Raw genomic sequence first — 22,643 nt, 5'->3', positions numbered from 1 at the left:
AGCGACAGCGGCCGGCAGGCGAAATTCAATCCCGGCACATCCCCCGGTTATCCGACAGTCCAGGAGACAGGAACATGATCAGACTAAATCGACGCCATGCGCTCGGAATGATGGGCGCCGCCGCCGGCGGGCTCGTGCTGCCCGGCTACCTGCGCGCCCAGGGCAGCCGTCCCTCGGTCACCGTCGCGGTTCAGAAGATCACCAACAACAACACGCTCGACATCTGGAACGAACAGTCCAACGTCGGCGAGCGCGTCTTCTTCCCGAACCTGTGGGAGGGGCTCATCCTGCGCGACTGGATGGGCGACCAGGGGCCGGTGCCGGGGCTGGCGACGGAATGGACGCGCATCGACGACAAGACGCTGGAGCTGAAGCTGCGGCAGGGCGTGAAGTTCCACAACGGCGACGAGATGACCGCCGAGGACGTCGCCTTTTCCTTCTCGCCGGAGCGCGTCTTCGGCGACACCCGGCCGGTCGGCGGCGAGACGATCTTCGCCGAGGATTTCAAGCCCGAGACGGCCAAGGACCTTCCGGCCACCCTGCCGGGCATCGGCCGCCGCCTGTGGCCGTCGCTTCAGGGGGTCGAGGTGGTGGACAAGTATACCGTGCGCTTCCACAACGCGACGCCGGACGTGACGCTGGAAGGCCGGCTCTATGCCTTCGGCAGCCAGATCGCCAACCGCCGCGCCTGGGACGAAGCCGCCTCCTATGCGGAATGGGCCTCCAGCCCCGTCACCACCGGCCCCTACAGGGTCGAGCAGCACCGCCCCGACGTGTCGCTGACGCTGGTCGCCTTCGACGATTACTGGGGCGGCCGCCCGCCGCTCGAACGGATCACCTTCGTCGAGGTGCCCGAGGTCGCCAGCCGCGTGAACGGGCTGCTCTCCGGCGAATACGATTTCGCCTGCGACCTGCCGCCGGACCAGATCGGCAACGTGATGGGCGCGGACGGGTTCGAGGTGCAGAATTCGACCATCTGGAACCACCGCATCTCGGTCTTCAACACCCAGAACGAGATCCTCGCCGATCCGCTGGTGCGCCGCGCCATGACCCATGCGATCGACCGCGACGCCATCGTGCAGGCGCTCTGGGCCGGTATGACCAACGTTCCCGCCGGCCTGCAATTCGAGAGCTTCCGCAGCTCCGACATGTTCATCGAGGGCTGGGCCGCCCCGGAATACAACCCCGAGCTGGCGCGCGAGCTGCTGCAACAGGCGGGCTACAAGGGCGATGCGATCCCCTATCGGTTGCTCAACAACTACTACACCAACCAGACCGCGAACGGTCAGATCATGGTCGAGATGTGGAAGCAGGTCGGGCTGAACGTCGAGATCGAGATGAAGGAGAACTGGGGCCAGATCCACGACCCGGCGGGGGTCAAGGGGGTGCGCGACTGGTCGGCGTCGAACTCGATCAACGATCCGATCACGCCGATGGTGGTGCAGTTCGGCCCGAATGGCGAGGTGCAGCAGAAGCAGGACTGGTCGAATGCCGAGCTGAACGAGCTGTCGGTGGTGATGGAGACCTCGACCGACCGGGCGCAGCGCAAGAAGGCGATCGCCCGGATGCTGGAGATCGCCGAGCGCGAGGATCCGGCCTATCAGGTGCTGCACCAGAACGCGGTGTTCACCGGCATGCGCGCCGATCTCGGCTGGAAGGCCGCGCCGGCCTTCGCCATGGACTTCCGCGCCTCGAACTGGCCGACGAGCGGCTGATCGCGACAGGATGAGATCTCCGGCGGGTGTCATGCCCGCCGGGGTCTGCGCGCTGTCCGTCGCGGCGGCGGGGGACTGCCATGGCCGCTTCCCGTTGCCGCGTCCGTTTCCCTGATCTTCCTGACCCTTCCGACCTGATCCGAAAGGAAATCCGATGTCCAATCTGATCGAGATCCGCGACCTGCGCGTCGCCTTCGACGGCGTTCCCGTCCTGCATGGCATCGACCTCGATGTCGCGCCGGGGGAGGCGGTGGGGCTCGTGGGCGAAAGCGGCTGCGGCAAGTCCGTGACCTGGCTCGCGGCGCTGGGCCTGCTGCCGTCCAGGGCGTCGGTTTCCGGCTCGGTCCGGCTGGGCGACACCGACCTCTCCGGCGCGCCGCAGGCGAAACTCGAGACGGTGCGCGGTGGCCGGATCGCGATGATCTTCCAGGATCCGTCGAGCGCGCTGAACCCGGTGCTGAAGGTCGGCCGGCAGCTCTGCGAGGCGCTGCGCCTGCATCGGGGGCTGACCGGGCGGGCGGCGCGGGCCGAGGCGCTGCGGCTGATGGACCTCGTCGGCATTCCCGACGCGGCGGGCCGCTTCTCCCTTTATCCGCACGAGTTTTCCGGCGGCCAGTGCCAGCGGCTGATGATCGCCATGGCGCTGGCCGGAGAGCCCGAGCTTCTGGTCGCGGACGAGCCGACGACCGCGCTCGACGCGACGATCCAGGCGCAGGTGCTCGACCTGCTGTCGCGGCTTCGCGCGGAGATGAACATGGCGCTGGTCTTCATCAGCCACGACCTCGGCGCGGTGGCGCAGGTCTGCGAGCGGGTCCATGTGATGTATGCCGGCCGGATCGTCGAGCAGGGCCCGGTCGATCTTTTGTTCGATCAGCCGCATCACCCCTATACGCGCGGCCTGTTCGACGCGATCCCGCGGCTTCACGGCCCCCGCACGCCGCTGGTGCCGATCCCCGGCACGGTGCCCGATCCGCGAAAGCTGCCGTCCGGCTGCGCCTTTGCGCCGCGCTGTGCCCGTGCCCGGCGGTTCTGCGACGAGGAGGCACCGCGGCTGCTGCCGCAGCGGGACCGCCGCAGCCTCGCCTGTGCCTATCCGCTCCGGGGGGCGGCGCCGGAGGCCGACGGGCCCGCGCGCCGGGAGGAGGTGCTGCAATGACCCCGCTTCTGGAGGCCGGCGGCCTCGTCAGGATCTATCCCGGCCGCAAGGGCCTGTTCGGCAGGGCGGCGCCGGTGCGCGCGGTGGACGGGGTCAGCCTGCGGGTGATGCCGGGCGAGGTGCTCGGGATCGTGGGCGAGAGCGGGTCGGGCAAGTCGACGCTGGGCCGGATGCTGCTGGGCGTCGATCCGGCGCAGGCGGGCGAGGTCCGTTTCGACGGCGGTCCGATGCCGGCGCCGGCCACGCCGGGCTGGCGGCGGCTGCGCGCCCGGATGCAGATGGTCTATCAGGATCCGCTCGCGGCGCTCGACCGGCGGCTCACCATCGCCGCGCAGATCCGCGAACCGCTGGACATCCACGGCATCGGCACCGAGGCGGAGCGCCGGGACCGGGTCGCGGCGCTCATGCAGGATGTCGGGCTGCGCCCCGACCAGGCGGGGCGGTATGCGCATGAGCTGTCGGGCGGACAGCGCCAGCGGGTCGTGATCGCCCGTGCGCTCGCCACCGCGCCCGACCTGCTGGTCTGCGACGAACCCGTCTCCGCGCTGGACGTCTCGATCCAGGCGCAGGTGGTGAACCTGCTGCGCGACCTGCGGCAGGCGCGGCGGCTGGGCATGGTCTTCATCAGCCACGACCTGAAGGTGGTGCGCAACCTGTGCGACCGGGTGGCGGTGATGTATCTGGGCCGCATCGTCGAGGAAGGCCCCGCGGCCGAGGTCTTTGCCGAACCCCGGCACCCCTATACGCGCGCGCTGGTCTCCTCGGTTCCCGAGCCGGGGCGGCGGCTCGACGGGCGGGTGATCCTCCAGGGGGAGCCGCCGGATCCGGCGCGCCGGCCGTCGGGCTGCGCCTTCCATCCCCGCTGTCCCCTTGCCACCGAGATCTGCCGCGGCGAGCTGCCCCTGCTGAAACCGGTCGCGCCCGCGCGCGCGGCCGCCTGCCACCACCTTGCCGGCACGCCGGCGACGCGCGCCGCATGAGGAGCCCGAGATGATCCGTTTCGTTGTCCTTCGCCTGCTGCGCGCGCTGATCACGGTGCTGGCGGTGATGACCTTCGCCTTCGTCGTGCTGCGCATGTCCGGCGATCCGGCCGAGGTGCTGCTCGGCCCCGACGTGCCGCAGAACGTGATCGACGCCTTCCGCCGGCAATGGGGGCTCGATGCGCCGCTCTGGCAGCAATACCTGTCCTATCTCGGGGCGATCTTCTCGGGCGATTTCGGCCTGTCGATGCGCGACCGCTCCCCGGCCATCGACCTCGTGCTCGAGCGCGTGCCGGCCACGCTGCAACTGACCCTCCCGGCGCTGATCCTGAAACTGGCGATCGGCATTCCGGCGGGGATCCACGCCGCGCTGCACCGCGACAGCGCGGTGGACCGCGGCGTGATCCTTCTCGCCATTCTCGGCTTCACCATCCCGTCCTTCGTCATGGGGCTGGTGCTGGTGCTGATCTTTGCCGTGACGCTGGGCGTGCTGCCCTCGGGCGGGTTCGGGAGCTGGCAGCACGCGATCCTGCCCGCGATCACCATCTCCATCGGCGGCATCGGCATCCTCGCGCGCTTTTCCCGCTCCGCGATGATCGAGGTGCTGGGCCAGCCCTATATCCGCACCGCCTCGGCCAAGGGCCTCAGGTGGCGCGACGTGGTGCGCGGCCATGCCCTGCCCAACGCCGCGGTGCCGATCGTGACCATCGTCGGCTTCATGGTCGGATCGCTGATCGCCGGGGCGGTGGTGGTCGAGACGATCTTTTCCTGGCCCGGCATCGGGCGGCTGCTGATCGTCTCGGTCTCGAACCGCGACCTTGCGGTGGTGCAGTGCATCCTGCTGCTGATCGCGGCGGTGATGGTGGTCTCGAACCTGATCGTGGACCTGCTCTACGGCTGGCTCGACCCGCGGCTGCGCACCCAGCCCGCCAGATGAGAGGAGAAGAGCGATGAGCCTCGCCACCGAGACCACGGACACCACAGAGGGCGCGACCGCGCCCCGCGCCGGGACCGCCCCGCGCGCGAAACGCCGTGTGCCGCCCGCCGTCGCCTTCGGCCTGTTCTGGCTGGCGCTGATGGTGCTCTGCGCCGTCTTCGCCGACCTGATCCGGCCCTATGACATCACCCGGATGGACCTGTCGGCGCGGCTGTCGCCGCCGGGCACGCCGGGGCACTGGCTCGGCACGGACGAGCTGGGCCGCGACGTGCTCTCGCGGCTGATCCAGTCGGTGCGCGTCTCGCTGGTGATCGCCTTCGGCGCCACGATCCTCTCGGCGGCGTTCGGCACCGCGCTGGGCTTCCTCGCGGCGCAGTTCCGCGGCGTCGTCGAGCATTTCGTGGTCATGCTGGCCGATTTCCAGGCGGCGCTGCCGTTCCTCATCATGTCGCTCGCCGTGCTGGCCTTCTTCGGCTCCTCGATGGTGCTGCTCGTCTGCCTCATGGGGTTCTACGGCTGGGAACGCTATGCGCGCATCGCCCGTGGGCTGGCGATCTCCGCCGGGGCGCAGGGCTATGCGGCGGCGGTGGTGCAGCTCGGCGCGACGCCGCGGCGGGTCTATCTGCACCACATCCTGCCCAACGTGGCCTCGACGCTGATCGTGTCGATGACGCTGACCTTCCCGGAGATCATCCTGATGGAATCGGGGCTGTCCTTCCTCGGACTCGGGGTGCAGCCGCCGGAGACCAGCCTCGGCAACATGGTCGGCTTCGGACGCGATTACCTGACCACCGCGCCGTGGATCATGCTCGGTCCGGCGGCGGTGATCATGCTGACGACCCTGTCGATCTCGCTGGTCGGGGACTGGCTGCGCGACAGGCTCGACCCGACCATCCGCTGACCGTCAGAAAAAGGAGAGACCCATGACGGAGATCACAGGACATCGCGGCGCCCGCGCGCTCTGGCCCGAGAATTCGCGGACCGGCTTCCGCCAGGCGGTGAAGCTCGGCTGCGACGCGATCGAGTTCGACGTTCACCTGACCCGCGCCGGCGAGCTCGTGGTGATCCACGACCCGACGCTGGAGCGGACCACGGAGGGCACGGGCCGGGTGGCGGAGCTGAGCCCCGCCGCGCGGGCCGCGACGCGCCTGAAGGGCAGCGACGAGAGCATTCCGACGCTCGACGAGGTGCTCGACATCCTCGCGCCCTCCGGCGTGCGCCTGCATGTGGAGATCAAGCTCGACGCCGGGGGCGATGCCTATCCCGGCCTCGCCGGCCGCGTGGCGGAGCGTCTCGTGGCGCATGGCGTCGCGGGGCGTGCGCATCTCACCTCCTTCGACATGGATGTGCTGCGCGCCTGCCGCGACCACAGCCCGGAGATCCCGCGGCTCGTCTCGGCCGATGCGGCCTGGGTGGAGAAGCGCGGCGGGCTCGAGGAGTTCCTGTCCGGGGTCCGGGACCTGGCCGATATCGTCGCGCTGCGGCACGACTATTTCGCGCAGGTCTTCGATCAGGTCACGGGGCTCTGGCCGCGGGAGCGGCTCTGCGCCTGGACGATCAACGAGCCGGAGCTGCTGCGCGACTGGCTGGCGCGGGATATCGGCCACCTGACGACGGACCGCCCCGATCTCGCGCTTGCGCTGCGGCCGGTGGCGGCCGTGTAGCCGCGCCGGGGGGTGACGACCGGGGGCGGCGGCGCGGGCGTCAGGCGCCGCCGGTCCGCCCGCCGGATGCCGCCGCGAGGCCGAGGAGGCGCCGCAGCCGGCGCGCGAGTCCTCCGCGCCGGGCGGTGTCCGTGGTGTCGTCCCCGGCGCCGCGCCCGGACCATTCGGCCCAGTCCCGGTTCGCGACCGCGGCGGAGATCCCGAGCTTCAGCGCGACCGGAGAGGCGGGCAGCTTCAGCACCACATCCGCGGGGGCGGCCTCGGCGGGCGAGAACAGGTTGATCCGCGCGCCGCCCGACAGCACGACGATCGCCAGCGAGGGCGAGGCCTCCCGGATGGCTGCGATCATGTCCGGCAGGGCGGCGGTGCCGAGATAGGTCTCGTCGAGAAGGACGCAGGACAGCCGGGGCGTATGCCGGCCGGTCCAGGACGGCGGAAGCCGTCGCTCCTGCACGATCATGCTCACGGCGCCCAACCCGGAGATCGCGTCGCGAAGCCGGAGGCCCGCCGCATCGAACCGCGTCAGCAGGAGGACCGGACCTGTCAGCCGGCCGAGATTGGCAATCCCGAGCTCGCAGGTCTCGAACAGGCGGGTGAGCTCGGTGTCGGAGACCGGCGCAGGCGCCGCGCCGGGCAGCGTCAGGGCCATCCGGGCACCCTCCCGGCATTCGCGCGACGGGGCGGGAGCGCGCGTGGATCGCCCCCTGCCGGGGTGGGCAGGCCCGTGGCCGAAGGGCCGGCCGGGGCCCGTCCCGGCATCATCCCGCCGCAGGGCAGGGCACCGCCAGAACCGGACCTTTTTGCCGGTCGCGGTTCCTCGGCCGCTTCCTCGCCACCGGCCGATTGGCGCACGACGCTACCGGACGGCGTCAGTGCGACCGGCGCACCCCTGGCCGGGAGAGCCGCGGGCGAACGCACCGCCGCCGCCAGCCCTTCGCCTCCCCTGGCCGAAATCCCCTTCGCTGCGGGGGAGGCGCGGGGCCGGCTCAGCGCCAGTCGAAGCGGACGACTTCCATTTCCGCGATGCCCTCGATCTCGACCTCGGCGCGCCCGTGTCCGAGCGTCACGGCCAGTTCCGGGCCGCCGTCGATCACCGCCCGCGCCGTGGCGCCTGTCCTGCCCTCGGGCAGGGCGACGGAGATCCGGTGGCGCCCGACGGGATAGACGTCGCGGATCGGCCCCTTGAGCATCATCGGATTGGTCAGGTTCTGAAGCCCGACGGCCGTGGCCCCGTCGCCTTCGAAGACCGAGAGATCGACGAGCGAACGGCCCTCCACCACGACGTCCGGCGTCTTGCCGAGCGCCCACCGCACGCAGGTCTCGATCAGCTGCTGATGGTCCTGTGCCAGGATGTCCCAGAAGATCGAGCCGAGATTCCACGGGATATGCACCACGCGTCCGCAGCCGGGACGCTCCGTCGCGATCACCGCCGGTTCCGTGGCGGGGCCGCGCGGATAGACCTCTTCCATCGGCAGGTCGGGGAAGGCGGGCAGGTGGCAAAAGGGCACCTCGACCCCGTCGCCCGCGCCGAGCGAGACCGGCGTGCGTTCGGATCCGCCGATCATGCGTTCGGCGCCCTCGGGCAGGGTGGCGGCGAGGGCATGGCGCCCGGCGGTCTCGAGATAGGTGTTCTTCAGCCCCGTCTCTGTCGGCCCCGCGACATCCGTGCCGAACGTGTCGGCCAGCCCGAAATTGGCACGCCGCTCGCCGTTCTCGTCGTAGAGCGCGGTCTGCCCCGCCGCAACGACGCTGCCGCCGTTTCGCACGAAGGCGTCGATGGCCGCGCATTGGGCGTCGGACAGGCAGCGCACGTCGGGCATCACCAGCACGCGATACCCCGCCAGCCGCTCCGGCGTCAGCATCCGGTCGGAGATGTAGTCGAAGGGCAGCTTCGCCTCCACGAGCGCGTGATAGAAGCCGAAGTCGCAGGTCTCCGCCGCGTCCCGGTTCTCCCAGGCGATGTGGTTGAGCGTGGTGGAGGCCTCCACGATCGCGATCTCCGTCGCGGAGACCATGCTGGCGCGCGCCGCCTCCAGCCGTTCGTGCAGGGCGAAGCCGTCGCGGACCGGGGCGATCCAGCGGTCGTCCGGGATCTTGCCGTTGAATTTCGTGTACCAGGCCGACAGCCCGTGCAACGTGCCGCTGCCCATCCAGGCGCGCAGCTCGGGCGCGGTGGTGACCGAATCCTTCCAGCGGTAGCGGCGATCCTCGACGCCCACCGAGGTGATGAGGATCACGTTGCGGTCGGGAAAGGTGCCGCGCACCTGCTTGCCGTTGCGGCCCGCGCGCCAGATCGCGTTGACGCCGCGGCGGCCCTGGTCGTCGATCGCGAGGATCGGGCATTGCTGGTTGATCAGGTCCGTGTCGAATTCCATGATCGAGGAGCCGCCCATGTTGGGGATGAAGCTCGCATGCGGCCGCTCCTCCTTCACCACGGCGTCGAGCTCGACCACGAGGTTGGAGAGGACCCGGCGCCGCCACGCGCTCCAGGCGCGCCAGACCGGATCGGACGGGTTTTCGTCCATCGGAAGTCCGGCATCCGCGTAGTCCCGGAACGATGCCCGGCACGAGGCGCAGTAGCAGACGCCATGCCCCTGCCAGCGGTTCGCGAAGATGGCGTCGATATCGTAGTTGCGCGCGATTTCGCGCACGATGAGGGGAATATAGCCGTGGCTGTGCGGTCCGTAGGCGCAGGAGACCCAGGCGTCGGGATAGGCCCAGTGGCGGCGGGGCGCGCCGTCGCGGCCCACCGAGACCCATTCGGGATGCGCCTGGGCCACGTCGTCGTGGAATGCGTGCGGGTCGATCCGCGCCATCACATGTAGACCATGGGCGCGGGCGCCGTCGACCAGCGCGCCGAAGGGATCGGTCCCGCCGAGATGCCGGCTGCGGTAATGATGGGGGATCTCGGTCGGATAATAGGCGACATAGCCGCCGGCGCTGATGCAGGCGGCATTCGACCCGGTCTCGCGGAAGATCCCGATCCACCGGTCGACATCGAAGCTGCCGGGATCGTCCTCGACCAGCGTGATTTGCGACCAGCGCGTTGCGGACCGGTGCCAGTCGGGGGTTCTCAACGAGGCCATGGGACTCCTTCCTTTTTGCAGCGTCTCGGTTTTAATGTTTTTACTAACGATATGTTTTGTTATTGCAAACATGAAATTGAAGTTTACTCTGGAAAGTGCGGGCGCCATGCGGCACGGAAATGTGCCGCGCCCGTGCAGCGGCAGCCGCGTCACCTGCCCGCAGGGGTTTCGCGGAGGGGCCGGAATCGCGACAGTCACGGGGAGGACGAGGAATGCAGACACGCGAACTTGGAAGGAGCGGGCTGGTGGTCTCTGCCATCGGACATGGCTGCACGGGCATCGGCAGGGGGTTCGACCGCGCGGCGGAAGATGCGCCCGCGCGCCTCCGCTTCCTGCGCGACACCTTCGAGAAGGGTGTGACCTTCTTCGATACGGCCGAGCTCTACGGACCCTATGTGAATGAGGAGCTCGTGGGCGAGGCGCTCGAACCCGTGCGCGACCAGGTGGTGATCGCGACCAAGTTCGGGTTTCGCATCGGCGCGGATGGCCGGATGGCCGGGACCGACAGCCGGCCGGAGAGCATATTCCGCGCGGTCGAGGGATCGCTGCGGCGGCTGCGCTCGGAGGTGATCGACCTCTATTACCAGCACCGGGTGGATCCCGACGTGCCGGTCGAGGAGGTGGCCGGGGCGGTGGGCGAGCTGATCCGGCAGGGCAAGGTCCGGCACTTCGGCCTGTCCGAGGCCGCCGTGGATACCGTCCGCCGCGCCCATGCGGTTCAGCCGGTGACGGCGGTGGAAACCGAATATTCGATGTGGTCGCGCGAGCCCGAGCAGGCGCTCCTGCCGGCGCTCGAGGAGCTTGGCATCGGCTTCGTGCCCTACAGCCCGCTCGGCAAGGGGTTCCTGACCGGGACCATCGACGCGGCGACGGAGCTTGCCGCGACGGACAACCGCGCCGGGATGCCGCGGTTCAGCGCGGAGGCGCGCAGGGCCAACCAGGCCATCGTCGAGATGATTGCGCAGATCGCGGCGGAGAAGGGGGCGAGCAATGCGCAGATCGCGCTGGCATGGCTGCTGAGCCGCAAGCCGTGGATCGTGCCCATTCCCAACACCACCAAACTGCATCGCGTGGAGGAGAACCTGAAGGCGGCGGAGCTGAAGCTCGGGCCGGAGGATCTCGCGCGGATCGACGCCGCCCTGGCGGCGCTCGAGGTGGTGGGAGAGCGTTACCCGCCCGGCGGCATGGCGCGCGTCGGCCTCTGACGGGCGCCGGCGGGCCGGGGCGCGACCGCGCCGCTCACGCCTCCAGCGACTTGAGGTGTTCGAGTGCGCCGGCCCAGTCCGGCGTGCCGGCCGTGGCCGAGGATTCGCGTTCGATCATTTCCGCCGCCAGGTTCGTGCGGCGGTAGAGCCGCCGGTCGCGGCCGTTGCCGGCGGCGATGCGCTCCTTCATCTGGCGGATCGCCTCGAGGCCGATTTCGCGGAAGGGCACGCGCACCGTGGTCAGGTTGGGGCTGACCTGCGTCGCCATCGGATAGTCGGCATGGCCGATGATCGTGCAGTCCTGCGGCACGCGCAGGCCGAGGCGCCGGATTTCGTTCAGCACCGTCACCGCCACACCGTCGCTGCCGCAGAAGAAGGCGGTGGGGTTGAAGCCGTCGCGCACCATTGCCGTGATCTCCGGGATGAAATTCTGCGGCGAATAATCGTCCTTGAAGGCGATCTCGCGCACCTCGGCGTCCACGCCGGAGGATTCGATCGTGTGCCGGAATTCCCGCAGCCGCAGGTCGCGCCCGAAATAGCCGCGCCGCCCGTGCACATAGACCAGCTTGCGGTGGTTGAGCCCGAGCAGGTATTCGGCCACGTAGATCGCCGATTCCTCGACCGAATGCGAAACCATGTCTGCCTTGAACAGGGGCGGGATCTGCACGGTGACGAGGATCAGCGGCACGCCGCTTGCGCGGGCCGCCTCGAAGACCTCCCGGTTGTTCGGGCCGAGCAGGAACAGCCCCTGTGCCCCCTCCGCCGCCGCCCGCAGCGCCGGTGCGTCATGCGCATAGGCGAGTTCGAGGCGGATATTTTCCCCCAGCGCGCCGAATTCGAGCCCGTGCAGGATCTCCGCCCAGGATTCACGCGTGGCGACATGCTGGTCGCTGCACACGACCTTGATCACGCCGGTTTCGCTGCCCGATCTCACCTTGTAGCCCATGCGATGCGCCGTCTCGATGACGAGGGTGCGCGTCTCCTCGCTCACGCCGGGCTTGTGGCTGAGGGCGCGCGAGACGGCGAATTTCGACAAGCCGAGTTCGTCGGCGATCGACTGCACCGAGATCCGCTTTTTCCTGCCTGTCATCAACGTGCTCCAATTCCACAATATTTCGTGAAATCATGCCGCTATTCGCGCGCATGTCAACGAGACGCGGGGCAGGGCGGCGCCCGAGACCCGCATCTTTCGCCATTTTGTTTTTCAAATTGGCAGACTAACGTTTTCTAAAACGTTTGTGCTAGTCTTTACAATAAAAATATCCTACCATTTTGAAAACGTAATCGCGCAGAGGAGGGGAACGTGATTCGAACGGATGAAGCAGGTGCGGCGATCGGGGAGGATCACGCAATTCCGGTGCCTCCGCAGGTCACGCACAGCCAGTGGCGCCTGGTCTGGGAGAAATTCAGCGACCACAAGCTCGCGCTGTTCAGCGCCATTCTCGTGATCTGCATCTATCTCGTGGGGCTCTTCGCGCCCTTCGTCGCGCCGCGCTCCGCCGGGTTCTACGACCCGTCCTATTCGATGCTTGCCCCCCAGCCGCTCAAGTTCTTCTACCGCGACGACGCCGGCGACCTGCGGTTCGGGATGCATGTCGACGGCTATTCCTTCGAGCGCGACCCGAACACGCTGCGCAAGGTCTTCGTGCGCGATCCGGAGAACCGTGTCGACGTGGGCCTCTTCGTCAGGGGCGAGCCCTACACGCTCCTCGGCGTCATCCGCAGCGACCGGCACCTGATCGGCCCGGTGGACGCCTCAGAGCCCTTTTACCTGCTCGGCTCCGACCGGCTCGGGCGCGACGTGTTGAGCCGGCTGATCTTCGGCACCCAGATCTCCACCTCGATCGGCCTCGTCGGCGTGACGGTCAGCCTTGTGCTCGGCATCGTGATCGGCGGCGTGTCCGGCTATTTCGGGGGCGCCATCGACACCGCGATCCAGCGGCTGATCGAATTCATCATCTCCATCCCCACGATCCCGCTCTGGATGGGGCTCGCGGCGGCTATTCCCGTCACCTGGTCGCCGGTGCTCGTCTATTTCATCGTCACGATCATCATTTCGCTGATCGGCTGGACCTCGCTCGCGCGCGAGGTGCGCGGGCGCTTCATGTCGTGGCGCAACGAGGCCTTCGTGCTTGCCGCGCGGCTCGACGGGACGAGCGAGTTCCGCGTCATCCTGCGCCACCTCCTGCCGGGTTTCGTGAGCCATATCATCGCCTCGGTGACGCTGGCGATCCCGGTGATGATCATCGCCGAGACCTCGCTCTCCTTCCTCGGGATCGGCCTGCGGCCGCCCATCGTGAGCTGGGGCGTGCTGCTGCGCGAGGCGCAGAACATCCGTTCGCTGGCCGAAGCGCCGTGGCTCCTCGCGCCGGGGGTCATGGTGATCGTCACCGTGCTCGCCATGAACTTCCTCGGAGACGGTCTGCGCGACGCGGCCGATCCCTATACGACCTGACTGCCATGACCACACCCATTCTCACCATATCCGGGCTGAAAACCCATTTCGCGCTCCGTGCCGGCACGGTGAAGGCCGTCGACGGGGTCAATCTCGAAGTGCCGCGCGGCAAGACGCTGTGTATCGTCGGCGAGAGCGGCTCCGGCAAGTCCATCACCGCGCGCTCCGTGCTTCAGATCGTGGCCGAGCCGGGCAGGGTCGTCGGCGGCGAGATCCTGTTCCGTCCCAAGGGCGCGCCGCCGGTCGATCTCGCGACGCTCGACCCGAGGGGCAGGCAGATCCGTGCGATCCGCGGCCGCGACATCGCGATGATCTTCCAGGAGCCGATGAACTCGCTCTCGCCGGTGCATACGGTGGGCGCGCAGATTGTGGAGAAGATCCGCCTGCACGAGAAGGTCAGCGTCCGCACCGCGAAGAAGATGACCATCGAGGCGCTCGACCGCGTCGGCATCCCGGACGCGGCGCGCAATTTCAACAGCTATCCGATCGAGATGTCGGGCGGGATGCGGCAGCGGGCGATGATCGGCATGGCGCTGGCCTGCCGGCCGGAGTTGCTGATCGCGGACGAACCGACCACCGCGCTCGACGTCTCGACCCAGGCCAATATCCTCGACCTGATCCGCGGCTTGCAGGACGAGACGCAGATGTCGGTGATCTTCATCACCCATGATCTCGGCGTCGTGGCGGAAATCGCGGACGAGGTCGCGGTGATGTATCTCGGCCGGATCGTCGAGCGCGGCGATGTCGACGCGATCTTCTACGACCCGCAGCACCCCTATACCCAGGCGCTGCTCAATTCCATCCCGCGTCTCGGCGCCCGGCGCGCGGCGGGCAAGCGGCTCTTCGCCATTCCCGGCATGGTGCCCCATCCGCTCGCCCGGCCGAGCGGCTGCCCCTTCCGGACGCGCTGTCCCGAGGCGCGGGCGGGTCTGTGCGACGTGCTCGAGCCGCCGCAAGTGACGTTCGGGGACGGGCATGTCGCCTATTGCCATCTCCGGACGCCGGCGGCGGTGAAGGAAAAAGAGGAGGCATTGACGAAATGACCATGACGGACACGCTTTCGCCGGCCTCCGCCGCAGCCGTTCCCGCCGCGCCCGAGGTGCTTCTCGAGGTCCGCGATCTCAAGGTGCATTTCCCGGTCAAGCGCGGGATTCTCCAGCGCGAGGTCAACCGCGTGAAGGCGGTCGACGGCATCAGCCTGACGGTCCATGCCGGCGAGACGCTGAGCGTCGTGGGTGAGTCGGGCTGCGGCAAGTCCACGCTGGGCCAGGCGCTCGTGCGCATCCTGGAACCGACCGAGGGAGAAATCGTCTTCCACACCCGCGGCGGCCGCGAATTCGACGTGGCGCATCTGGAAGCCGGGGATCTCAGGACCTATCGCGACGACGTGCGCATGGTGTTCCAGGATCCCTTCGCCTCGCTCAACCCGCGGCGGCGCGTGCTCGACCTGATCGGGGAGAGCCTGCGCAACGCCGGGATGAGGAAGGGGCGCGAGGTCCGCGAAAAGGTGGCGGAACTGCTGCGCAAGGTCGGGCTGAGGCCCGAATACATCGACCGCTATCCCTATGCCTTCTCCGGCGGGGAGCGGCAGCGGATCTGCATCGCGCGGGCGCTGTCGCTCGACCCGCGGCTGGTGATCGCGGACGAATGTATCTCCGCGCTCGACGTCTCCATCCAGGCGCAGATCCTGAACCTGCTGCTCGACCTGCGCGACCAGCTCAACCTGTCCTACCTGTTCATCTCCCACGACATGAGCGTGGTGGAATATATCTCCGACCGCGTGGCGGTGATGTATGCCGGGCGGGTGGTCGAGCTAGCCGAGACCGAGGCGCTCTTCAGCGCGCCGAAACATCCCTATACCGCCGCGCTCCTGGCCTCGGTGCCGCGCCCCGATCCGCGGACCGCGCGGCGGGAGAAGCCGCGGCGGCTGACGGGCGAGGTGGCGAATCCCGCCAACCGCCCCTCCGGCTGCGCCTTCCACCCGCGCTGTCCCTTCGCCACCGACCGCTGCAAGGCCGAGGATCCGGCGCCGCGCACTGTCGCGGGGCACGAGGTGGCCTGTCACTACGCCGAAACTCTCGAACTAGAAGGAACCCGAGCCAGTGCTTGACAACACAGCGACTTCGACAGCCCTGTCCTTCAAGGACTGGTACAGGAAGCCGTATCGCCTGATCCAGACGAACCTGCGCCAGATGGACGTGCTCTACGACCAGCGGGCGCTGGCGCGGGAGGCACGGGAGTTCGGGGCGACCGCTCTGCTCTACAACATCGGCGGGATCTATGCCTTCTATCCCTCGAAGCTCGAGCTGCAACTCGTCAATCCGGTGATGGAGGGCGATGCGCTGGGCGCGGCGATCGAGGCCGCCCATGCCGAGGGCCTGTCGCTGATCGGCCGCTTCGACGTGTCCAAGGCGTCGAAGAAGGCGTATGACGCGCATCCCGAATGGTTCGCGCGAGGCCAGAAGGGCGAGCCGCTGGAATATAACGGCACCTACCAGGCCTGCGTGAACGGCGGGTGGTATCAGGATTACGCCTTCCGCATCATCGAGGAGGCGCTGTCGCAATATGACGTGGACGGCGTGTTCTTCAACATGTTCGGCTACCGCAATTCGAACTATTCGGGCCAGAGCTTCGGCCTCTGCCGCTGCGAGAACTGCCAGCGGCGGTTCCGCGAGATGTACGGGCAGGAGTTGCCGAAGACCGCGGATTTCTCCGACCCGGCCTATGCCGATTATCTCGAATTCCAGGACCGCACCGCCCTCGATCTCCAGGTCCGCATTTATGAACACGTCCACAAGGTCTCTCCGCAGACCGCGATGTTCGGGCGGCGCGGCAAGCGCGATGTGCTGCGCTGGGAGGTGCAGCGCGCCATCGAGCGGCCGCTGCCGGAATGGCCCTACCAGTCGGGCGAGCAGGCGCGCTACCTGCGCGCGCTCGGCCCGGATCAGATGGCGGCCTCCACCTCCGCGAATTTCATCGACTTCGCCTGGCGCTTCCATTCGGAGACGGCCGCCTATAACGAGCTGCGCTTCGCCCAGCAGCTCGGGGTCGGCGCGACGCTCGATCTCTATCTGCTCGGCGTGCTCGACCAGGCGGACAAGAGCGCGCTGCCGCGGATCAGCGAGCTGTTCCACTGGCACAGGGGGGTCGAGGGGCATTACGAGAACCTGCGCTCCGCGGCGACGGTCGGCCTCTACCATTCGTTCAAGACCGAGCGGTTCCGCAGCCGCAACGGCACGCCGGACCCGCGGAACACCGCGTTTCGCGGGGCCTACCGCGCGCTTCTGGAGGCGCGGATCCCGTTCGATTTCGTGCTCGACGAAAAGGTCGAGGCCGAGGGCGGGGGAGAGCTGCTCGACCGCTACGACGCGCTCGTGCTGCCCTCGGTCACCTGCCTGTCAGACGCGGAGGCGGCGGTGCTCGACGCCTTCGTGCGCGGGGGCGGCACGCTGCTGACCACGGGCGACAGCGCGCTCTGCGGGCCGAAGGGTGAATTGCGCGAGGCGCCGGCGCTCGACTGCCTCCCGATCGCGGGGATGCCGGTGCGCCATGCGCCGATGAAGGGCGCCTACCTGACCTTCGGGGAAGGCGATCTGCCGCTGCCCGGCACGCGGCTGATGATGCTCGACGGCGAATTTCTCGAGGCGCCGGAAAAGGCGGGGGCGGAGCGGCTCATGCGCCTGCTGCCGCCGCAACGTTTCGGCCCGCCGGAGCTGTGCTTTCCGGAGGAGGAAAGCGATCTGCCGGGCGTGCTGTCGCAGGACTACGGCGCGGGGCGGGCGGTGTGGCTGCCCTGGAACCCGGACCGCCAGTATTACCGCGACAGCCTTCCGGCGCATCGCACCCTGATCGCCGATCTCGTCACCCGCAACAGCCCGCCCATGCCGGCGCGGCTCACCGGGCTCGGCCATGCCGAGGTGACCGTGCAGGCGCAGCCGGCGACGGGAACGCTCAAGGTCCATGTCATCAACTACGCCGGCCAGCGCGGCAACCTCTACGAGGACCCGCCGAAGCTGACCGGCCTGAAGCTCGGCCTGCGCGGCGTGGCGGGAGAGGCCGCCGCGCTCGTCTCCGGGCAGACCGTCGCGAGCAGCGGCCCGGCGGATGCCGACGGCTACCTGTGGTTCGACCTGCCGCCCGTCGGCGCCTTCGAGGTGCTCAGCATCGCGACCGCATGACATGCGTGCGGCTCCGGCGGCAGGCCGGGTCCGCGCAAGACAACGGAGGAGGAGTAAAATGGAGGAGAAAATGACCAGTTCTCACAAGATGCCCGCCTGGCGGCTGTCGCTCATCGGCATGGCCGGCGCGTCCGTCTTCGCGGCCGCAGCGGCATTCGCCCAGGCGGAGCCGCCGATGCTTCAGGACCGGGTGGATGCCGGGGAGCTTCCGCCGCTGGCCGAACGCCTGCCCGACGCGCCGATGGTGGTCGAGCCGCTGAACGAGGTGGGTCAGTACGGCGGAACGTTCGACATCCTGATGATCGGGGCGAGCGACACCGGAACGCTTCAGACCACGATCGGCTACGAATTCCTGACCCGCTTCGACACCTGGACGCCGGAGAACACCGGCACCGGCATCGCGCCGGACGTGAAGCCGAACGTGGCCGAGAGCATCGACGTCAACGACGACGCCACCGAATTCGTGTTCCACCTGCGCCCCGGCATGAAATGGTCGGACGGCGAGGATTTCGATGCCGACGACATCATGTTCTGGTATGAACATGTGATGGCGAACCGCGACCTGTTCGGCGGTCCGCCGCGCTGGGCGCAGGCGCCGGGCGGCGGCACGATGACGGTGGAAAAGATCGACCAGTATACCGTCAGCTTCAATTTCGACCAGCCCAACGGTCTGTTGCTGACCTGGCTCGCGGCCCCGACCACGCCGCGCCTGCCTTCGCCGAACCTGCCGACCTCCTATCCCGAGCATTATCTTTCCCAGTTCCACAAGGACACCGGCGAGGAGGCGGACACGCTCGCGCAGCGGGCGGGGTTCCAGGGCTGGGTGGATTATTTCCACTATCAGGCCGATCCCTGGCGCAACCCGGATCTGCCGGTGCTGAGCCCCTGGGTCATCACCGAAGGCATCGGGCAGGGCACGGGCGAGCACCTGAGCGCCGTGCGCAATCCCTATTACTTCAAGGTCGATCCCGAGGGGAACCAGCTGCCCTATATCGACGAGGCGGCCGTGTCCGTCATCAGCGATCCGCAGGTGGCCCTGCTCGAGGCGGCGAGCGGGACCTTCGATCTCGTGGACAACTACATCGGCAACATCACGACGCCGGAGAACCGCGGAACCTTCTACGAAAACCAGGAACGCGGCAATTACCACTTCTACGAGGTGCTGCCGAACCGCGCGAACCTCAACATCGTGTCGTTCAACCTCAATCACCGCGATCCGGTGAGGCGCGAGCTCTACCGGAACAAGGATTTCCGCATCGCGATGAGCCATGCGATCAATCGCGAGGAAATCATTGATCTCGTCTATCTCGGGCAGGGCGAGCCCTACCAGGTCGTCGAACGCCCGGAGAGCCCGCTGTTCGACGAGGAGATGGCGACGCAATACACGGAGTTCGATCTCGAGAAGGCCAACCGGATGCTCGACGATCTCGGCCTGACCGAGCGCAACGGCGCGGGCATCCGCCTGCTGTCCGACGGCCGGCCGCTTCAGATCACCATGGACATCGCGGTGATCCGGCCGGAATGGATCGACGCGGCCGAACTGATGCGCGGCTACTGGCAGGACGCGGGCGTCGGTCTCGTCATCAACACGATGGAACTGACCGCGCTCATCGAGCGGGCCGCGAGCGCGTCGCATGACGCGTCGATCTTCTCGGCCTCCTCGGGTGTCGATACGCTGTTCCAGCCGCGCTACTACGTGCCGACCGACGGGTTCAACCTCTATGCGCCGGACTGGGGCCAGTGGTATGGCAACGGCCGCATCGAGGAGAACCGTCCCGAGGACATCCCCGATGCGATCGTCCGGCAGATGGACCTCTACGACGAGGCGCTCTCCACGCCCGACGACGCCCGCCGCACCGAACTCATGACCGAGCTCATGCAGATCACCAAGGAGAACCTCTGGAACATCGGGGTCATGCAGCCGGGCGCGGATTACGGTCTCATCAACAACGCCCTGCACAACGTGCCGGAGACGATGATGGCGAGCACCAACTTCCCGCATCCCGGCTCCACCAACCCCGAGCAGTATTACTTCTCGGAAGAGTGATCTCCCAACAGCCCCCGTGCGGCCGGCCCCCGGCCGCACGCCCCCAAGACCGGAGCTTCTGACAGTGTTGGCTTTCATCACAAGACGTCTGATCTACATGGTGTTCACCCTGATCGCCATCTCGATCATGTCCTTCGCAATCATCCAGCTTCCGCCCGGCGACTTCGTCACCTCCATGGCGGCCAAGCTCAGCCTCGAGGGCGACAGCGTCGATCCCGCCTTCATGCAGGCGATGCGGGCGCGCTACGGCCTCGATCAGGGCTTCTTCGTCCAGTATTGGAAATGGGTGTCCAACATCGTGCTCTACGGCGATTTCGGCTTCTCCCTCGAATGGCGCCGGCCGGTAGCCGATCTCGTGTGGAACCGCATCGGCATGACCTTCCTGCTCGCGCTTTTCACCCTCGGCTTCATGTGGCTGCTCGCGATCCCGATCGGCATCTATTCGGCGGTGCGCAAGAATTCCCTGGGCGACTATCTCGCGACCTTCATCGGCATGATCGGCCTCGCGATCCCGAATTTCCTCTTCGCGCTCGTGCTGCTCTTCATCGGCTTCGATTTCTTCCAGGCCGACTGGAGCGGCATGTTCTCCGACCGTTTCCAGAACGCGCCATGGTCCTTTGCCCGGTTGCTCGATTTCCTCCAGCACATGATCCTGCCCATCGTCGTGCTCGGCACGGCGGGCACCGCGGCGCTGATCCGGGTGCTGCGCGCCAACCTGCTCGACGAACTGCACAAGCCCTATGTCGTCACCGCGCGCGCCTACGGCCTGTCGGAAAGCCGGCTGCTGTTCAAATATCCCGTCCGCGTCGCGATGAACCCGCTCATCTCCACGATCGGCTGGCTGCTGCCCACGCTGATCTCCGGGGCGACGATCACCGCCGTGGTGCTGAACCTGCCGCTGACCGGTCCGCTGCTGCTGAACGCGCTGCTGACGCAGGACATGTATCTGGCGGGCAGTTTCATCATGCTCATGAGCGCGCTCACGGTGATCGGCACGCTGATCTCCGACCTTCTGCTCGCCTGGGCGGACCCGCGGATCCGCTATGCCTGAGCCGGGGACGGAGACCGCCGCGCGCCGGACCGCGCGCGCCGACCGCGACCTGCTCGCGCGCCTGTTCGGGGCGGCGGTGGCGGCGGCCGATCCGCGGCGCTGTCTTGCCGCCCATCTGCCGCAAAAGCCGCGCGGGCGCACGGTGGTGATCGGTGCGGGGAAGGGCGCGGCCCAGATGGCGGCGGCGCTCGAGGAGCTGTGGGACGGCCCGCTCGGCGGCGTGGTCGTGACCCGCTACGGCTATGCGGCGCCCTGCCGGCAGATCCGGGTGCTCGAAGCCGGCCATCCTGTGCCGGATGCCGCCGGCGCGCGGGCGACGGAGGCGCTGTTCGGCGCGGTGTCCGGTCTCGGCGAGGACGACCTGGTGATCGCGCTGATCTGCGGCGGCGGCTCGGCACTTCTGCCGGGGGCGCCGGAGCCGCTGACGCTCGCCGACGAGATCGAGCTGAACACCTGCCTTCTCGCCTCCGGTGCGCCGATCTCCGCAATGAACGCGATCCGCAGGCAGGTGAGCCGCGTCAAGGGCGGACGGCTCGCGCAGGCCGCCCATCCCGCGCGGGTGGTGAGCCTCGTGGTCTCCGACGTGCCGGGCGACGATCCGGCAGAGGTTGCCTCCGGCCCGACCGTGCCCGGCACCTCCGGCCTCGCCGCCGCCCGTGCCGCCATCGACGGCTGGAGGATCGACCTGCCGCCCCGCATCCGCGCCTGTCTCGACCGCGCGCCGGCGCCGGCCCCCTTGCCGGACGATCCGGCCTTCGCGCGCGACGAGGTGCATCTCGTGGCCTCGTCGGCGCTCTCCCTGGCGGCGGCGCACCGCCGCGCCCTCGCGGAAGGGATCGGTGCGGTCATCCTGTCCGACGCCCTCGAAGGCGAGGCGCGGGAGGTGGGCAAGGTGCTCGCCGCCATCGCCACCGGCTGCCGCGCGCCGGGCGGCGCCTTCGCGCGGCCCGTGGTGCTGCTGTCGGGCGGGGAGACGACCGTGACGCTCGGGCAGGCAACGGGGCCGGACACCGGGCAGGGCAGGGCGCGGGGCGGGCGCAACGGCGAATTCCTGCTCTCCTTCGCGCTCGGCATCGAGGGGCAGCCGATCACCGCGCTCGCCGCCGACACGGACGGCATCGACGGGTCGGAGACCAACGCCGGCGCCTTTTGCGACGGCGACACCGCCCGGCGGCTGCGCGCGCTCGAACACGATCCCGCCGCGCTCCTTGCCCGGCACGACAGCTGGGGCGCCTTCTCTGCCGCCGGCGAACTCTTCGAACCGGGGCCGACGGGCACGAACGTGAACGATTTCCGCGCGATCCTCGTCCGCTGAGGCGAAGCTCGCGCCCCACATCAACCGGCACCCGTGACGCATCCGGCGCAGCGGGGCCCAGACAGGAGGTTTTGCCACCATGCCGCGTTATTCCGCGAACCTGTCGATGCTCTACACGGAGCACGACTTTCTCGACCGTTTCGCCGCCGCCGCCGCGGACGGGTTCACCGGGGTCGAATATCTCGGACCCTACGACGTCCCGGAGGCCGATGTCGCCGATGCGCTTTCCTCCGCCGGGCTGACGCAGGTGCTGTTCAACCTGCCCTCCGGCGACTGGGCCGGCGGGGAGCGCGGGATCGCCGCGCTGCCGGGCCGCGAGGAGGAATTCCGCGACGGCGTCGGGGCGGCGCTGCGCTATGCGCAGGCGCTCGGCTGCCGGCAGATCAACTGCCTCTGCGGCAAGCTCCCCGAGGGTGTCGCGCGAGCGGAGGCGGAGGAGGTGCTGGTCGCCAACCTCGCCCATGCCGCGCCGCGCCTCGCCGAGGCGGGCATCCGCCTGCTGGTGGAGCCGATCAACAGCTTCGACATTCCCGGCTTCCTGCTGACCCGGCCCGACGAGACGCTGGCGCTTTTCGATCGGGTGGGCGCGGACAATCTCTGGCTGCAATACGACCTCTACCACATGCAGCGCATGCAGGGTGAGCTGATGGCCACCTTCGAGCGCCTGCAACCGCGGATCGCCCATGTGCAGATCGCGGACAATCCGGGCCGGCACGAGCCGGGCACCGGGGAAATCAACTATGGCTACGTGCTGCCGCGGCTCGACGCCCTCGGCTACGAGGGCTGGGTGGGCTGCGAATACGTCCCCGCCGCGGGCACCAGCGCGGGCCTGACCTGGCGCAACGACATCTGAA

General features: G+C 68.5%; 18 protein-coding genes. 15 read left to right on the top strand and 3 right to left on the bottom strand.

Features of this window, described 5'->3' with window-relative positions; all coding sequences use genetic code 11:
• Window positions 1-74: 74 nt before the first annotated feature.
• From P73_RS15705 to P73_RS15680, 6 genes are all read left to right on the top strand, one after another.
• Entirely contained in the window at window positions 75-1,715 is a 1,641-nt protein-coding gene (locus tag P73_RS15705; RefSeq protein ID WP_043870301.1) for an ABC transporter substrate-binding protein, read from the top strand.
• Window positions 1,716-1,869: 154 nt separating this feature from the next.
• Window positions 1,870-2,871, top strand: coding sequence for an ABC transporter ATP-binding protein (locus P73_RS15700; RefSeq protein ID WP_043870300.1), 1,002 nt, complete (start codon window positions 1,870-1,872; stop codon window positions 2,869-2,871).
• Window positions 2,868-3,851 (top strand): ABC transporter ATP-binding protein, encoded by a 984-nt coding sequence (locus P73_RS15695; RefSeq protein ID WP_043870299.1) that lies wholly within the window; start codon window positions 2,868-2,870, stop codon window positions 3,849-3,851. Before P73_RS15700 ends, P73_RS15695 begins: the two co-directional genes overlap by 4 nt.
• A gap of 10 nt (window positions 3,852-3,861) precedes the next feature.
• Window positions 3,862-4,788, top strand: coding sequence for an ABC transporter permease (locus tag P73_RS15690; RefSeq protein ID WP_043870298.1), 927 nt, complete (start codon window positions 3,862-3,864; stop codon window positions 4,786-4,788).
• 13 nt (window positions 4,789-4,801) lie between these two features.
• A complete protein-coding gene (locus tag P73_RS15685) occupies window positions 4,802-5,689 on the top strand; it encodes an ABC transporter permease (RefSeq protein ID WP_082033267.1) in 888 nt (295 codons plus the stop codon).
• A gap of 22 nt (window positions 5,690-5,711) precedes the next feature.
• Window positions 5,712-6,452 (top strand): glycerophosphodiester phosphodiesterase family protein, encoded by a 741-nt coding sequence (locus tag P73_RS15680; RefSeq protein WP_043870297.1) that lies wholly within the window; start codon window positions 5,712-5,714, stop codon window positions 6,450-6,452.
• A gap of 40 nt (window positions 6,453-6,492) precedes the next feature.
• On the opposite strand, the gene P73_RS15675 is transcribed toward P73_RS15680, so the two are convergent.
• Both P73_RS15675 and P73_RS15670 read right to left on the bottom strand, forming a co-directional pair.
• A complete protein-coding gene (locus P73_RS15675) occupies window positions 6,493-7,101 on the bottom strand; it encodes a hypothetical protein (RefSeq protein WP_043870296.1) in 609 nt (202 codons plus the stop codon).
• A 337-nt stretch (window positions 7,102-7,438) separates the two neighbouring features.
• Window positions 7,439-9,538, bottom strand: coding sequence for an alpha-amylase family protein (locus P73_RS15670; protein ID WP_043870295.1), 2,100 nt, complete (start codon window positions 9,536-9,538; stop codon window positions 7,439-7,441).
• A 212-nt stretch (window positions 9,539-9,750) separates the two neighbouring features.
• On the opposite strand from P73_RS15670, the gene P73_RS15665 reads away from it, so the two are divergent.
• Window positions 9,751-10,743, top strand: a complete 993-nt coding sequence (locus P73_RS15665; protein WP_043870294.1) for an aldo/keto reductase — start codon at window positions 9,751-9,753, stop codon at window positions 10,741-10,743.
• A gap of 34 nt (window positions 10,744-10,777) precedes the next feature.
• On the opposite strand, the gene P73_RS15660 is transcribed toward P73_RS15665, so the two are convergent.
• Window positions 10,778-11,833, bottom strand: coding sequence for a LacI family DNA-binding transcriptional regulator (locus P73_RS15660; protein WP_043870293.1), 1,056 nt, complete (start codon window positions 11,831-11,833; stop codon window positions 10,778-10,780).
• Window positions 11,834-12,046: 213 nt separating this feature from the next.
• Between P73_RS15660 and P73_RS15655 the strand changes: the two genes are divergently transcribed.
• The 8 genes from P73_RS15655 to hyi all read left to right on the top strand — a co-directional run bounded on the left by P73_RS15655 (window position 12,047) and on the right by hyi (window position 22,642).
• Window positions 12,047-13,198, top strand: a complete 1,152-nt coding sequence (locus tag P73_RS15655; RefSeq protein WP_245629184.1) for an ABC transporter permease — start codon at window positions 12,047-12,049, stop codon at window positions 13,196-13,198.
• 5 nt (window positions 13,199-13,203) lie between these two features.
• Window positions 13,204-14,241, top strand: a complete 1,038-nt coding sequence (locus P73_RS15650; protein ID WP_052453335.1) for an ABC transporter ATP-binding protein — start codon at window positions 13,204-13,206, stop codon at window positions 14,239-14,241.
• Window positions 14,238-15,308, top strand: a complete 1,071-nt coding sequence (locus P73_RS15645; RefSeq protein WP_245629183.1) for an ABC transporter ATP-binding protein — start codon at window positions 14,238-14,240, stop codon at window positions 15,306-15,308. The genes P73_RS15650 and P73_RS15645 overlap by 4 nt, the downstream gene beginning before the upstream one ends.
• Complete coding sequence (locus P73_RS15640; protein WP_043870292.1) at window positions 15,301-17,376, top strand: alpha-amylase family protein; 2,076 nt, start codon at window positions 15,301-15,303, stop codon at window positions 17,374-17,376. Before P73_RS15645 ends, P73_RS15640 begins: the two co-directional genes overlap by 8 nt.
• A gap of 70 nt (window positions 17,377-17,446) precedes the next feature.
• Window positions 17,447-19,423: an ABC transporter substrate-binding protein gene (locus P73_RS15635; protein WP_139267055.1), complete on the top strand. Its 1,977-nt coding sequence runs from the start codon at window positions 17,447-17,449 to the stop codon at window positions 19,421-19,423.
• 64 nt (window positions 19,424-19,487) lie between these two features.
• Window positions 19,488-20,474 (top strand): ABC transporter permease, encoded by a 987-nt coding sequence (locus tag P73_RS15630; RefSeq protein WP_043870290.1) that lies wholly within the window; start codon window positions 19,488-19,490, stop codon window positions 20,472-20,474.
• Window positions 20,467-21,789, top strand: a complete 1,323-nt coding sequence (locus P73_RS15625; protein WP_052453334.1) for a glycerate kinase type-2 family protein — start codon at window positions 20,467-20,469, stop codon at window positions 21,787-21,789. Before P73_RS15630 ends, P73_RS15625 begins: the two co-directional genes overlap by 8 nt.
• 79 nt (window positions 21,790-21,868) lie before the next feature.
• Window positions 21,869-22,642 carry a hydroxypyruvate isomerase gene (gene hyi / locus P73_RS15620; RefSeq protein ID WP_043870289.1) on the top strand — a complete coding sequence of 258 codons (774 nt, stop codon included), beginning with the start codon at window positions 21,869-21,871 and terminating at the stop codon, window positions 22,640-22,642.
• Window position 22,643 lies beyond the last annotated feature (1 nt).

The sequence above is a fragment of the Celeribacter indicus genome, from assembly GCF_000819565.1.
Taxonomy (GTDB): Bacteria; Pseudomonadota; Alphaproteobacteria; order Rhodobacterales; family Rhodobacteraceae; genus Celeribacter; species Celeribacter indicus.
Note: the sequence above shows the minus strand (reverse complement) of the source record. Positions and strands in the feature narration are given on the sequence as shown.

Coding starts and splice junctions, on each gene's coding strand:
- P73_RS15635 (WP_139267055.1), top strand. CDS start 17,447: ATGACCAGTTCTCACAAGATGCCCGCCTGGCGGCTGTCGCTCATCGGC.
- P73_RS15660 (WP_043870293.1), bottom strand. CDS start 11,833: ATGACAGGCAGGAAAAAGCGGATCTCGGTGCAGTCGATCGCCGACGAA.
- P73_RS15700 (WP_043870300.1), top strand. CDS start 1,870: ATGTCCAATCTGATCGAGATCCGCGACCTGCGCGTCGCCTTCGACGGC.
- P73_RS15645 (WP_245629183.1), top strand. CDS start 14,238: ATGACCATGACGGACACGCTTTCGCCGGCCTCCGCCGCAGCCGTTCCC.
- hyi (WP_043870289.1), top strand. CDS start 21,869: ATGCCGCGTTATTCCGCGAACCTGTCGATGCTCTACACGGAGCACGAC.
- P73_RS15690 (WP_043870298.1), top strand. CDS start 3,862: ATGATCCGTTTCGTTGTCCTTCGCCTGCTGCGCGCGCTGATCACGGTG.
- P73_RS15685 (WP_082033267.1), top strand. CDS start 4,802: ATGAGCCTCGCCACCGAGACCACGGACACCACAGAGGGCGCGACCGCG.
- P73_RS15675 (WP_043870296.1), bottom strand. CDS start 7,101: ATGGCCCTGACGCTGCCCGGCGCGGCGCCTGCGCCGGTCTCCGACACC.
- P73_RS15705 (WP_043870301.1), top strand. CDS start 75: ATGATCAGACTAAATCGACGCCATGCGCTCGGAATGATGGGCGCCGCC.
- P73_RS15665 (WP_043870294.1), top strand. CDS start 9,751: ATGCAGACACGCGAACTTGGAAGGAGCGGGCTGGTGGTCTCTGCCATC.
- P73_RS15625 (WP_052453334.1), top strand. CDS start 20,467: ATGCCTGAGCCGGGGACGGAGACCGCCGCGCGCCGGACCGCGCGCGCC.
- P73_RS15695 (WP_043870299.1), top strand. CDS start 2,868: ATGACCCCGCTTCTGGAGGCCGGCGGCCTCGTCAGGATCTATCCCGGC.
- P73_RS15650 (WP_052453335.1), top strand. CDS start 13,204: ATGACCACACCCATTCTCACCATATCCGGGCTGAAAACCCATTTCGCG.
- P73_RS15680 (WP_043870297.1), top strand. CDS start 5,712: ATGACGGAGATCACAGGACATCGCGGCGCCCGCGCGCTCTGGCCCGAG.
- P73_RS15670 (WP_043870295.1), bottom strand. CDS start 9,538: ATGGCCTCGTTGAGAACCCCCGACTGGCACCGGTCCGCAACGCGCTGG.